This window comes from Thauera propionica (assembly GCF_002245655.1).
Taxonomy (GTDB): Bacteria; Pseudomonadota; Gammaproteobacteria; order Burkholderiales; family Rhodocyclaceae; genus Thauera; species Thauera propionica.
Genome location: NZ_NOIH01000010.1, coordinates 49,020 through 61,540 on the forward strand (window position 1 = coordinate 49,020; position 12,521 = coordinate 61,540).

Consider the following 12,521-nt stretch of genomic DNA (forward strand, 5'->3'; position numbering starts at 1 on the left):
CCTTGAGGGCGCGCACGACGGTCGCGACGACCGCCACCGCGCCGCATGGGTGGTTGCACTCCCTAATGCTACCGCCCCGCCATGACAAAAGTTCCCCTGCACGGCCGCTTTCGGGTGGCCGCCGGCGCGCGCGCGGATCAGGTCTTGACGGCGGGCGGAAGCAGCACGATGCAGGTGCCGCTCAGGCGGTCGTGCAGGAACTGGCGGTCGCGATCGATCAGCGCCCACAGCAGACCGATCCCGAACAGCAGCACGGAGGGCCAGCACAGTGCATAGCGCAGCCAGCAGCGCGCGGTCGCGGGATGGTGGCCATCCCGAGCGTCGACCAGCTTCAGCCGCCAGGTCTGCATCGCGAGCGTCTGGCCGTGGCGGCGCCAGTACCAGACGAAATAGGCACCCAGGACCACGAAGATATGAAGCCAGGCGAACCAGCCCGGCGGCGCGACCCCGAAGCCGACACCCAGCATCAGGTAGGGCACGAGGAAGGTCAGCGCCAGCACGCCCAGCAGCAGCATCGATTCGTACAGCATGCTCGCCAGGCGCCGCCTGAGCCCGGCAAGCTCGACGGGCGTGCGTTCGCCGCGCGGTGCGGCAGGTTCGGGCGAGGCCGCAGCCGCTTTGGGGGAATTGCGCTTCATGACGGAATCCGAATGTGTTGCACACGCGAAGCCAGGCACCCGCACATGCTGGAAGGGCTTCGAGACGCGAAAGAGGATGGGGAAACAGGTCGGTCGGCGCAGCACCCGATCGGGGACGGCCGGGTTCGGCCTCCCGCCCCACCACAGCCGGGAGTACGTGAAACCACGTAGCAGCGCGATCCGGCAATCCGGGCGATGCAAAAGGAATGCCGATCGCGGTGAAACCGGCCATTCTCAAGGACAAACCACACCCCGCCACAAGCCGCATCAACCTTGACCAAACCCGATGCGGCCGGTAACGTTTCGTGTTTCTTCAAACGACTTGTCGAGCGAGCTTGCGATGGTGCTTACCGGAGCCGAAATTGTAATCAGGTGCCTGCAGGAAGAAAAGGTCGAGTATGTCTTCGGCTATCCCGGCGGTGCCGTGCTGTACATTTATGACGCTCTGTTTCAGCAAGAAGCTGTTCGTCATGTCCTGGTCCGCCACGAACAGGCGGCCGTGCACGCGGCCGACGGCTACGCGCGCAGCACCGAGAAGGTCGGCGTCGCACTGGTGACCTCCGGACCCGGCGCCACCAACGCCGTCACCGGCATCGCCACCGCGTTCTGCGACTCGATCCCGATGGTGATCATTTCCGGCCAGGTGCCCACCGCCGCCATCGGCCAGGACGCGTTCCAGGAAGTCGACACCGTTGGCATCACCCGCCCCTGTGTGAAGCACAACTTCCTGGTCAAGGACGTGCGCGACATCGCCGCGACGATCAAGAAGGCTTTCTACCTTGCGAAGACGGGCCGTCCGGGTCCGGTGCTGGTCGACATTCCCAAGGACGTGTCGATGCACAAGTGCGAGTTCGAGTATCCGAAGGAAATCTCGATGCGCTCGTACAACCCGGTGGTCAAGGGCCACTCGGGCCAGATCAAGAAGGCCGTTCAGCTGCTGCTCGAAGCCAAGCGCCCGATGATCTACACCGGCGGCGGCGTCGTGCTGGCCAACGCGGCCGAACAGCTCACCAAGCTCACCCGCCTGCTCGGTTTCCCGATCACGAACACCCTGATGGGCCTGGGCGGCTACCCAGCGAGCGACCGCCAGTACCTGGGCATGCCCGGCATGCACGGCACCTACGAAGCCAACATGTCGATGCACTACTCCGACGTGCTGCTCGCCGTCGGCGCCCGCTTCGACGACCGCGTCATCGGTCTGCCCTCGCATTTCGCCGAGGAACCGCGCAAGATCATCCACATCGACATCGACCCGTCGTCGATCTCGAAGCGCGTCAAGGTAGACGTTCCCATCGTCGGCGACGTCAAGGAAGTGCTGGAGGAGATGATCCGCCAGCTCGAGTCCGGCGAGGCCCGCCCCAACCCCGAGGCCGTGGCTGCGTGGTGGAAACAGGTCGAGGAATGGCGCGGCCGCAACTGCATGGCTTACAAGAACTCGGACGAGATCATCAAGCCGCAGTTCGTGGTGCAGAAGCTGTGGGAAGTGACCGGCGGCGAGGCCATCGTCACCTCGGACGTCGGCCAGCACCAGATGTGGGCCGCGCAGTACTACCGCTTCGACAAGCCGCGCCGCTGGCTCAACTCCGGCGGCCTGGGCACGATGGGCGTGGGCATGCCCTACGCCATGGGCGCCAAACTCGCCAATCCGGACATGCCGGTCGCCTGCATCACCGGCGAAGCCTCGATCCAGATGAACATCCAGGAACTGTCGACCTGCAAGCAGTTCCGCCTGCCGATCAAGATCTGCAACCTGAACAACCGCTACCTGGGCATGGTGCGCCAGTGGCAGCAGCTGTTCCACGGCCAGCGCTACTCCGAGTCCTACATGGACTCGCTGCCCGACTTCGCCAAGTTGGCCGAGGCCTATGGCCACGTCGGCATCCGGGTGGACAAGCCGTGCGACGTCGAGGGCGCGATCCGCGAGGCCTTCACCACGCACAAGAACGATCTCGTGTTCCTGGACTTCCAGATCGACCAGACGGAAAACGTCTATCCGATGGTGCAGGGTGGCAAGGGTCTCACCGAGATGATCCTGTCTGCCGAAGACCTGTAATCGCCCTCCTCCCGAACTCCGGACCGAATCCATCATGCGTCACGTCATTTCCCTCCTGATCGAAAACGAATCCGGCGCGCTGTCGCGCGTCTCGGGGCTGTTCTCGGCGCGCGGCTACAACATCGAGTCGCTCACCGTAGCCCCGACCGAAGACGCGTCGATGTCGCGCATGACCATCGTCACCTCCGGCTCGGACGACATCATCGAACAGATCACCAAGCAGCTGAACAAGCTGATCGAGGTTGTCAAGGTCGTCGACATTTCCGAAGCGGCGCACATCGAGCGCGAGCTGATGCTGGTGAAGATCCGCGCCACCGGCAAGGACCGTGAGGAGATCAAGCGCACCGCCGACATCTTCCGCGCCCGCATTATCGACGTCACCGACGCCTCATACGTCGTCGAGCTGACCGGCAACCAGAGCAAGCTCGACGCCTTCATCGGTGCCATCGATCCTGCGCTGATCCTAGAGACCGTGCGTTCGGGCGTGTGCGGCATCGGCCGCGGCGACCGCGTACTGAAGCTGTAAGCGCGTTTTCCGTCCGGCAGGCGTGGGCATCCTCACGCTCGCCGGCAGCAACACCCGTTTCACATTCCGACCCAGCTAGCGAAAAGGAAAGACATGAAGGTTTATTACGACAAGGACGCCGACCTCTCCCTCATCAAGGGCAAGAAGGTCACCATCGTCGGCTATGGCTCGCAGGGCCATGCCCACGCCCAGAACCTGTCCGACTCGGGCGTCAAGGTCACCGTCGGCCTGCGCAAGGACGGCTCGTCCTGGGACAAGGCCAAGGCTGCCGGCCTGAAGGTCGAAGAGATCGCCAAGGCCGTCAAGGGCGCCGACGTCGTCATGATCCTGCTGCCGGACGAGAACATCCCGCAGGTCTACAAGGAAGAAGTCGAGCCGAACATCAAGAAGGGCGGCGTGCTGGCCTTCGCGCACGGCTTCAACGTGCATTACAACCAGGTCGTGCCGCGTGAAGACCTGGACGTGATCATGGTCGCCCCGAAGGGCCCCGGCCACACCGTGCGTTCCGAGTACCTGCGCGGGGGCGGCGTGCCGTCGCTGATCGCGGTCTACCAGGACAAGTCCGGCAAGGCGCGTGACATCGCCCTGTCCTACGCTGCAGCCAACGGCGGCACCAAGGGCGGCGTGATCGAGACCAACTTCCGCGAAGAGACCGAGACCGACCTCTTCGGCGAACAGGCCGTGCTGTGCGGCGGCGCCGTCGAGCTGGTGAAGATGGGCTTCGAGACCCTGACCGAAGCCGGCTACGCGCCGGAGATGGCCTACTTCGAGTGCCTGCACGAGCTCAAGCTGATCGTCGACCTGATGTACGAAGGCGGCATCGCGACGATGAACTACTCGATCTCGAACAACGCCGAATACGGCGAGTACGTGACCGGCCCGGAAGTCATCAACGAGCAGTCGCGCGAAGCCATGCGCAACGCGCTCAAGCGCATCCAGACTGGCGAATACGCCAAGATGTTCATCCTCGAGGGCAAGACCAACTACCCGAGCATGACCGCCCGCCGCCGTCTGAACGCCGCCCACCCGATCGAGCAGGTCGGCGCCCAGCTGCGCGAGATGATGCCCTGGATCAAGGCCAAGGCCCTGGTCGACAAGTCGAAGAACTGATCTTCGCCCCGTCCCCGTGACGAGCAGGGGCCGGAGTCGCGCAACGCGGCTCCGGCCCCTTTCCTTTGCCCGCGGGCAACATCCGGAAATCCGGATGCCACGCCGCATGCGCTAGAATCGAAGCTCCTGAGTGGAAGAACGAGACACAGTGGCCCATCCCGACCGCACGCCCCTGCTGCCGCTGGAAAAGCGGCGCCGCGGCATCTACATCCTGCCCAACCTGTTCACCACGGCGGCGCTGTTCGCCGGCTTCTATGCCATCGTGCAGGCCATGAACCAGCGCTTCGAGGTCGCGGCGGTGGCGATCTTCGTCGCCATGGTGCTCGACGGCCTGGACGGGCGCATTGCGCGCCTCACCCACACCCAGAGCGAGTTCGGCGCCGAGTATGACTCCCTGTCCGACATGGTCTCCTTTGGTGCCGCGCCTGCGCTCGTCATGTACGAATGGGCACTGCAGGATCTCGGCAAGCTCGGCTGGATCGCTGCCTTCATCTACTGCGCCGGCGCGGCCTTGCGGCTGGCGCGCTTCAACACCAACATCGACGTCGTCGACAAGCGTTATTTCCAGGGCCTGCCCAGCCCCGCCGCCGCCGCGCTGATCGCAGGCATGGTGTGGGTCGGCATCGACAACGGCTTCACCGGCGACGAACTGCGCGGTTACGCCTGCGCACTGACGATCTTCGCTGGCGTGTCCATGGTCAGCAACGTGCTTTTCTGGAGCGGCAAGAGCATCAACCTGCGCAAGAGCGTGCCCTTCATCGTCGTCATTGCGCTGGTACTGGTATTCGCGCTCGTCTCCAGCTATCCGCCGGGCATCCTGTTCGGCCTGTTCCTCGTCTATGCCGCATCCGGCTACGTGATGTGGCTGCTGCGCTGGAAGCGCAAGCACGACCGGGGCGAGGCGACCCCCGCCCCCCAACCCGACAGCACGGTACCGCCCGCAGCCGGCGACGATACCGCCCCCCCTCCGAGGAGCTGAGCATGAAAGACGCCCTGATCATCTTCGACACCACCCTGCGCGACGGCGAGCAGAGCCCCGGCGCCTCGATGACGCGCGAGGAGAAGCTGCGCATCGCCCGCCAGCTCGAACGCATGCGCGTCGACGTCATCGAGGCGGGCTTCGCCGCGGCCTCCAACGGCGACTTCGAGGCGGTGCGCTCGATCGCCGAAACCATCAAGGAATCCACCGTCTGTTCGCTGGCCCGTGCCAACGAGAACGACATTCGCCGCTCGGGCGAAGCAATCCGCCCTGCTGCGCGCGGACGCATCCACACCTTCATCGCCACCAGCCCGATCCACATGGAGAAGAAGCTGCGCATGACGCCCGACCAGGTCGTTGAGCAGGCCGTGAAGGCCATCGGCTGGGCGCGCGAATACACCGATGACGTCGAGTTCTCGGCCGAGGACGCCGGGCGCTCGGAGATCGACTTCCTGGTGCGCATCTTCGACGCCGTGATCCAGGCCGGCGCGAAGACGATCAACGTCCCCGACACCGTCGGCTACAACGTACCGGAGCAGTACGCCGCGACGCTGCGCACGCTGATCGAGCGCGTACCGAATTCGGACAAGGTGATCTGGTCGGTGCATTGCCACAACGACCTCGGCCTGGCCGTCGCGAACTCGCTCGCCGCCGTGCGTGCGGGCGCCCGCCAGGTCGAATGCACGATCAACGGCCTGGGCGAACGCGCGGGCAACGCCTCGCTCGAGGAAATCGTCATGGCCGTGCGCACGCGCGCCGACGTCTTCCCGGTCGAGACCCGCATCGATACCACCCAGATCGTCCCGGCGTCCAAGCTGGTGTCGCAGATTACCGGCTACCCGGTACAGCCGAACAAGGCCATCGTCGGCGCCAACGCCTTTGCCCACGAGTCGGGCATCCACCAGGACGGCGTACTCAAGCACCGCGAAACCTACGAGATCATGCGTGCCGAGGACGTCGGCTGGGGCGCCAACAAGCTGGTGCTGGGCAAGCACTCCGGCCGCAATGCCTTCCGTGCGCGCCTGCAGGACCTTGGCATCGAGATCGAGAGCGAGGAGCACCTGAACCACGCCTTCGCGCGTTTCAAGGAACTCGCCGACAAGAAGCACGAGATCTTCGACGAGGACCTGCACGCGCTGATGCGCGACGAGACTGTCACGCCCGAGACCGAGCACTTCCGCCTGGTATCCAGCCGTTTCCACTCCGAGACGGGCGAGACCCCGCGTGCCGAGCTGACGCTGGTCATCGGCGGCGCCGAGCATCGCGCGCAGGCCGAAGGCTCGGGCCCGGTCGATGCAGCCTTCAAGGCGATCGAGGCCGTCGCCACGAGTGGCAGCGAGTTGCTGCTGTATTCGGTCAACGCGATCACCACCGGCACCGACGCCCAGGGCGAAGTCACCGTGCGCCTGTCGAAGAACGGCCGCGTGATGGATGGTCAGGGCGCCGACACCGACATCATCGTCGCCTCGGCCAAGGCCTACCTCAACGCCCTGAACAAGCTGCAGAGCAGTGCCCAGCGCCTGAACCCGCAGGTCTGAACGGGCGCCACATGCAACAACGCCCCGTGTGCCGGACCGGCCGCGGGGCGTTTTTCTTGGGCGTTCGCGAGCCCCGGGCTACACCTGTCCTATTCCACCGCCTTCTGCTGACGCGACGGCGCCGTGTTGCGCGCATAGAGCATCGTGCTCAGGAACAGCAGCACCGAAAGCACGATCTCGGCGCCCGCCAGGGTGGCGGTCAGGCCGGGGTCGCTGACACGCAGCACACCCTCGGTGAAGTACAGCAGCGACAGCATCGACAGCCACTGATAGGTGTAGCGCTTGCCACGCAGCACGCCGAACACGGCCGGCAGCAGCGGCACCGCCTTCAGCATCATCCACGAGCCGCCGGGGCGCAGCGGCGCCAGCCAGGCTTCCCACAGCACGCAAAGGCCGATGAGCGCCAGCAAGCTGGCGCAGGCGACGAAATACAAAAGGCGCGGACTCATCATCGCACCCCCGCCAGACGCAAGGTCACTTCGGCCAGGCGACGTCCCTGCGCGCGCGCCAACTCGACCTCCTCGGCGCTCAGCACCGGCGACCCATCGGCGCCCGCGACGTGAGTGGCACCGTAGGGCGTGCCGCCGCTGCGCGTACCATTGAGCGCCGGCTCCGAGAACGGAATGCCGAGCAGCAGCATGCCATGGTGCAGCAGCGGGACCATCATCGTCAGCAGCGTGCTCTCCTGGCCGCCGTGCAGGCTGGCGGAGGACGAGAACACGCAGGCCGGCTTGCCTGCCAGCGTGCCATTGACCCAGGCACCGGCCAAGCCATCAAGGAAGTACTTCATCGGCGCCGCCATGTTGCCAAAGCGGGTCGGACTGCCCAGCGCGAGGCCGGCGCACTCCTCGAGATCTCGCACCTCGACGTAGGGCGGGCCATCGGCCGGAATGTCGTCCTCGACCGCCTCGCACACCGTCGATACCCTCGGCACCGTTCGAACGCGTGCTGCCGCACCGGGAACCTGGTGTATGCCGACGGCAACCTGCTCGGCCAGCGCGCGCACCGAACCGCGATGGCTGTAGTAAAGGACGAGGATTTCCTGCATGACGGACCGTAGTGGCTAGAATGCGGGAATTATACCGTCCGCACCGCCCCTGCCCGGCGTCGCCCCATGAACCTGCACGCCCTGCGCGATTTCTTCCTGCTGCTGGCTGAACGCTTCGCCGCCACCCGCGGCCCCCAGGTCGCCGGCAGCCTCGCGTTCACTACCCTTCTGGCGCTGGTGCCGCTGATCACCGTCACCCTCGCCGTGTTCGGCAACCTGCCCGGGATGGACCAGCTCGGCGACTCGGTGCGCAACTTCCTGCTGCAGAACCTGCTGCCCGACCGCGCTGGCCACATCATCGCGACCTACGCGCTGCAGTTCTCCGAGCAGGCCGGTCGCCTGACCCTGATGGGCATCGGCCTGCTGGTGCTGACCTCGCTGATGCTGCTCGGCACCATCGAGAAAGCCTTCAATCACATCTGGGGCGTCCGTCGCCCACGGCGCATGCTGACGCGCATCACGGTGGGCTGGTTCGTGCTGACGCTGGGTCCCATCCTGTTCGGCGCTTCGGTCATCGGCACCGGCTACGTCATCAGCACCTCGATGGCCTGGTCGAACCACCTGCCGTGGATCGGAGAGTTCACCGCACGCCTGCTGCCACCGCTGCTGCTGTGCGTGCTGTTCGGCTTCCTTTACTACGCGGTGCCGAACCATCCGGTGCGGATCCCGCATGCCATCGTCGGCGCATTGGTCGCCGCACTGGTGTTCTTCCTGATGCAGCGCGCCTTCGGCCTCTTCATCGCGCGCTTCCCCACCTACACGCTGATCTTCGGCACCTTCGCCGCCTTGCCGATCTTTCTCGTGTGGCTTTATCTGTCGTGGTCCGTGATCCTGCTCGGAGCCCTGATCACCGCCACCCTGCCTGCCTACCTCGAGCGTCGTCAGCTCGCCCCCCGCTTCGCCGGCGACGAAGCCTGTGCCGCCACCGCGCTGCTGTCGCGGCTCGCGCGCGCACAACGGCTCGGGCAATGCCTGGATGCTGAAACGCTTGTCGAGTGCAGCGCGCTGGCCCCCCATCGTACGGACGGCATCCTGGAACGCCTGCAGGAGGAAGGCTGGGTCGCGCGCACCGAAGAGGGAAGCTGGGTGCTGCGTACAGCCCCGGACTCGATCCGCATGCGGGACGTCGTGACCCGCTTCGCACTGGATCTGAGCGCCTGGCGCCGGACTGAAGCGCCAGCGGACATCCATGTGCTGGCGCTACACCTCGATCGGACGCTTGACACAGGCGATCTGAGCCTCGCCGAGTTGCTGCGCCTGGCCGATCGAACGGCCGACGCTCAGATCGGATAGGGGTCGATCTCGTACTGGAACAGCTCGACGCTGGCGGTCTGAACGTCCAGTCCCAGTGCGCGCCCTTGGGCGACATACAACGGTGGCCCCTCGCGCACGAAGACGAAGCGCCGCGAAACATAGGTGCCCGCAGGCGCCAGAAAGGCCGGATGGTGGCGATCGGGCTCCATCGGCGGCAAGGCCAGCGCAGGCGCCACGCCGTCGACCGATCCGCTGCGAAACGCCAGTTGCACCGAGTAGTAGGACTGCGCGACGGTCTGCAGGCCGATTTCGATCTGCTCCGGGCTGTCGCTCCGGACCCAGCGCACGATGCACACCGTCCACGGCTCCGCTGCGCTCTTCCGCAGCCCCAGCACGATGCCGGGCGCGACCTCGCCCTCCACCCCCGACACGTTCATGATCGCGTAACCGCCCGGGCTCTCGTTGCGCACCTGCCAACCAACCACCCGCCCCGGCTCGCGCCGGCCGCGCCCGAGCTCCCACATCGCGCGCAGCCCAGCGCACACCTGCACCTCGTAGTGCTGCTCACGTCGCACCCCGAGGCGAAGCTGGGGCGCGACCCAGTGTTCGCGCATGCCCCGCAACAAGGCCAGAATCTCCGACGGCGTCAGCCCCGGCGGCAGCGCCTCGTCCGCGGCCTCCAGCGTATCGACCTCTGCCAGATGCCCCTCGACCTCTGCCGTCGACATCCACTCCTCGAGATGCTCGATACGTTCATCCACCGCGCGGGCGAGCGGGCGCGGACTCAGAAAACGCAACCCGCTCCGGTCGTGCGGCGGCGGCTTGCGCGCCGAGGGCAATGGCCCCTCGTCGGCATCCGGATCGATCCACCAGGTCGAACTGCCTTGGGGCGGCGCGTCCGGGGTCATGCCGACGCCCGCCAGCTCAACCTCGAGATAGTCGGCGGCCCAGGCAAGCTCCCGCGCGGTAAGGCGCTCAGGCTGCGCCGCCGCAATCGCAATCATGCTGCGATACGCCTCATGCCCGGGCCGGAGCGCAGCCAGGCGATGCGCAAGACTCCATAAACCCGAAGGGGGCTCTGCCGCAGACATCACCGAGACCAGATACGCCTCGCGCAGCGTGGTCAACCCAAGCGCAGCCAGCAGGGCTGCCTCACCCGCAGTTGTCGCACCTGCAGCCGCCCGCTCGCCAATGCGACCAGCGAGTCGCAGCAACACGCCGCCAAGCTGCGACGACGCCGCATGCAAGGGCCGCGGCAACGGCAGGCCCGCGCCCAGCAACTGCGCGCGAATCCTGCCACTGATGTCGAGCGCACGCTCGACAAAGGCAAGGACCATGTCCTCATACCCGGCCTCGGCGCCAGACCCAGGCAGGCGCGCGACAAGCACCTCCAGCGCACGGATGTCCACAACCGGATCGTCGGCCGGTTCGGAGGCGAGCCACTCCAGGATCCGGTCGACTCCCTCGGCAGTATCGGTAGGCGCGGACTCGATCATGGACAGGCACATCATTTGGGGAAGAGCCACATTCTAGTCAAACTCCGGCGCGCCGGCATGTCCTCTGCCTGTGTCCCCGAGCGCGAGGAGGCCCGTGAGGGCGGCCCGTACGCCATCTGCCTCGACATCGACGATTGATCTTGCCCTTCCGGACGACTTACCTTAAACTCCACCGCTTTTCGCATCTACCGATCAGGAAAATCAGATGGTCGTCATTCGCCTTGCCCGTGGTGGCGCCAAAAAGCGCCCGTTCTTCAACATCGTTGCCGCCGACTCGCGTAACCGTCGCGACGGCCGCTTCATCGAGCGCGTTGGCTACTACAACCCGGTCGCTTCCGGCGCCGAGAAGGGCCTGGTCGTGAACGCCGAGCGTCTGGCCTACTGGCAGCAGAACGGCGCCCAGCTGTCGCCGACCGTTGCCCGTCTGGCCAAGCAGGCCGCCAAGGCGGCTGCCTGATCAGCGCCGGTCTGCTGCGGCGGATCCACGCATGATCGTACTGGGGCGCATTGTCGCCCCTTTTGGCGTTCAGGGCTGGCTCAAGATCCATCCCTTCGGCGATGACCCGGAGTCGTGGCGCAAGATGCCCCAATGGTGGCTCAGCGCAGACGACAACGCGCCGCCCGAGCAGTGGAAGCCCTACACGCTCAAGGCGTGCAGGACTCACGGCAAGGGTCTGGTCGCCGCCTTCGGCGAAGTACCGGACCGCAACGCGGCCGAGGCGGTCGATGGCTGGTACATCGGCGCCCCGCGCGAGGCCTTGCCGACAACCGCCGAGAACGAGTTTTACTGGGGTGACCTCGTCGGCCTCGACGTCGTCAACGAGAGCGGGGAATCCCTGGGGTCAGTGAAGGGTCTCCTCTCGACCGGTGCACACGACGTGCTGCAGGTCGGCGAGGGCGAAACCGAACGCCTGATCCCCTTCGTCGCAGCCTTTGTGCTCGACGTCGATCTTGCCGCACGGCGCATCCGCGTCGCCTGGGGCAAGGACTGGTAAGGGCGACGGTGAAGGCCCAGGCTGAAACCGGCGCCGAACGGAAAGACACGACGATCGCAGTACCCGGCGGCCCCCGCCGCTACGATGTGATCACGCTCTTTCCGGAGATGTTCGCCGCCCTGACCGGCAGCGGCATCACGCGCAGGGCGATGGATCGCGGGCTGTATGCGCTGGGTTTTCACAACCCGCGCGACTTTACCCACGATCCGCACCGCACGGTGGACGACCGCCCCTACGGCGGCGGACCCGGCATGGTGATGCTGGCAGAGCCGCTGATGCAGTCTATTGCGGCCGCGCGGTTGGCACAGCAGGCCTCAACGGGAACGACAGGAAGAGTCATCTACCTGTCGCCGCAAGGTCGCCGGCTGGACCAGGCGGCGGTGCTGGAACTGGCCGCACAGCCGGGACTGGTCCTGCTGTGTGGTCGCTACGAAGGCGTCGACCAGCGCCTCATCGACCGCGCGGTGGATGAGGAAGTGTCGCTCGGCGACTTCGTGTTGTCGGGTGGCGAACTGCCTGCGATGGTGCTGCTCGACGCGATCGTGCGGCAACTGCCGGGGGCATTGAACACGGCGGATTCGGCGCTGGAAGACTCCTTTGCCGACGGCCTGCTGGACTGTCCGCATTACACGCGGCCAGAGGTGTATGAAGACGAACGGGTGCCTGACGTGCTGTTGTCGGGCAACCATGCGGCAATCCGCCGCTGGCGGCTGAAGCAGTCCCTCGGCCGCACCTGGCTGCGCCGGCCCGACCTGCTGGCCGCGCGGCAACTGAGCAAGACTGAATTGAAACTGCTTGAGGAATTCAGGCAGGAGCAAGCCGGGACCGAGGGCGGCAGCATCGCCTGACAGTCCTTTCATAAACGGCGCGCATCAGGTGGCGAC

At 66.0% G+C, this 12,521-nt stretch carries 13 protein-coding genes; 9 read left to right on the forward strand and 4 right to left on the reverse strand.

Annotated elements, in window-relative coordinates; all coding sequences use genetic code 11:
* Positions 1-137: 137 nt before the first annotated feature.
* A complete protein-coding gene (locus CGK74_RS09980; protein WP_094268344.1) occupies positions 138-638 on the reverse strand; it encodes an RDD family protein in 501 nt (166 codons plus the stop codon).
* A gap of 340 nt (positions 639-978) precedes the next feature.
* Here CGK74_RS09980 and CGK74_RS09985 point away from each other — a divergent pair, with 340 nt between their 5' ends.
* The 5 genes from CGK74_RS09985 (at position 979) to CGK74_RS10005 (ending at position 6,844) form a co-directional block, all read left to right on the forward strand.
* Positions 979-2,691: an acetolactate synthase 3 catalytic subunit gene (locus tag CGK74_RS09985; RefSeq protein WP_240498684.1), complete on the forward strand. Its 1,713-nt coding sequence runs from the start codon at positions 979-981 to the stop codon at positions 2,689-2,691.
* Positions 2,692-2,725: 34 nt separating this feature from the next.
* Positions 2,726-3,217 carry an acetolactate synthase small subunit gene (gene ilvN / locus CGK74_RS09990; RefSeq protein WP_094268346.1) on the forward strand — a complete coding sequence of 164 codons (492 nt, stop codon included), beginning with the start codon at positions 2,726-2,728 and terminating at the stop codon, positions 3,215-3,217.
* A gap of 93 nt (positions 3,218-3,310) precedes the next feature.
* Positions 3,311-4,327, forward strand: coding sequence for a ketol-acid reductoisomerase (ilvC, locus tag CGK74_RS09995; protein ID WP_094268347.1), 1,017 nt, complete (start codon positions 3,311-3,313; stop codon positions 4,325-4,327).
* A gap of 148 nt (positions 4,328-4,475) precedes the next feature.
* A complete protein-coding gene (gene pssA / locus CGK74_RS10000) occupies positions 4,476-5,306 on the forward strand; it encodes a CDP-diacylglycerol--serine O-phosphatidyltransferase (protein ID WP_094268348.1) in 831 nt (276 codons plus the stop codon).
* 2 nt (positions 5,307-5,308) lie between these two features.
* The gene (locus CGK74_RS10005) at positions 5,309-6,844 is read left to right on the forward strand and encodes a 2-isopropylmalate synthase (RefSeq protein WP_094268349.1); all 1,536 of its coding nucleotides are present in this window, start codon (positions 5,309-5,311) and stop codon (positions 6,842-6,844) included.
* 89 nt (positions 6,845-6,933) lie between these two features.
* Here CGK74_RS10005 and CGK74_RS10010 read toward each other — a convergent pair whose 3' ends face one another.
* Positions 6,934-7,293, reverse strand: coding sequence for a DUF2069 domain-containing protein (locus CGK74_RS10010; protein WP_094268452.1), 360 nt, complete (start codon positions 7,291-7,293; stop codon positions 6,934-6,936).
* The gene (gene wrbA, locus CGK74_RS10015; protein WP_094268350.1) at positions 7,293-7,892 is read right to left on the reverse strand and encodes an NAD(P)H:quinone oxidoreductase; all 600 of its coding nucleotides are present in this window, start codon (positions 7,890-7,892) and stop codon (positions 7,293-7,295) included. Before wrbA ends, CGK74_RS10010 begins: the two co-directional genes overlap by 1 nt.
* A 66-nt stretch (positions 7,893-7,958) precedes the next feature.
* On the opposite strand from wrbA, the gene CGK74_RS10020 reads away from it, so the two are divergent.
* Positions 7,959-9,185, forward strand: coding sequence for a YihY family inner membrane protein (locus CGK74_RS10020; RefSeq protein ID WP_094268351.1), 1,227 nt, complete (start codon positions 7,959-7,961; stop codon positions 9,183-9,185).
* On the opposite strand, the gene CGK74_RS10025 is transcribed toward CGK74_RS10020, so the two are convergent.
* Complete coding sequence (locus CGK74_RS10025; protein WP_094268453.1) at positions 9,173-10,642, reverse strand: hypothetical protein; 1,470 nt, start codon at positions 10,640-10,642, stop codon at positions 9,173-9,175. The two genes, CGK74_RS10020 and CGK74_RS10025, sit on opposite strands and share 13 nt — an antisense overlap.
* Before the next feature lie 205 nt (positions 10,643-10,847).
* Here CGK74_RS10025 and rpsP point away from each other — a divergent pair, with 205 nt between their 5' ends.
* The 3 genes from rpsP to trmD are packed head-to-tail and all read left to right on the forward strand — an operon-like array spanning position 10,848 to position 12,485.
* Entirely contained in the window at positions 10,848-11,099 is a 252-nt protein-coding gene (gene rpsP, locus CGK74_RS10030) for a 30S ribosomal protein S16 (RefSeq protein ID WP_004261573.1), read from the forward strand.
* Between the two features lie 31 nt (positions 11,100-11,130).
* Positions 11,131-11,637 (forward strand): ribosome maturation factor RimM, encoded by a 507-nt coding sequence (rimM, locus tag CGK74_RS10035; RefSeq protein WP_094268352.1) that lies wholly within the window; start codon positions 11,131-11,133, stop codon positions 11,635-11,637.
* A gap of 8 nt (positions 11,638-11,645) precedes the next feature.
* Positions 11,646-12,485 carry a tRNA (guanosine(37)-N1)-methyltransferase TrmD gene (gene trmD / locus CGK74_RS10040; protein WP_094268353.1) on the forward strand — a complete coding sequence of 280 codons (840 nt, stop codon included), beginning with the start codon at positions 11,646-11,648 and terminating at the stop codon, positions 12,483-12,485.
* Positions 12,486-12,521 lie beyond the last annotated feature (36 nt).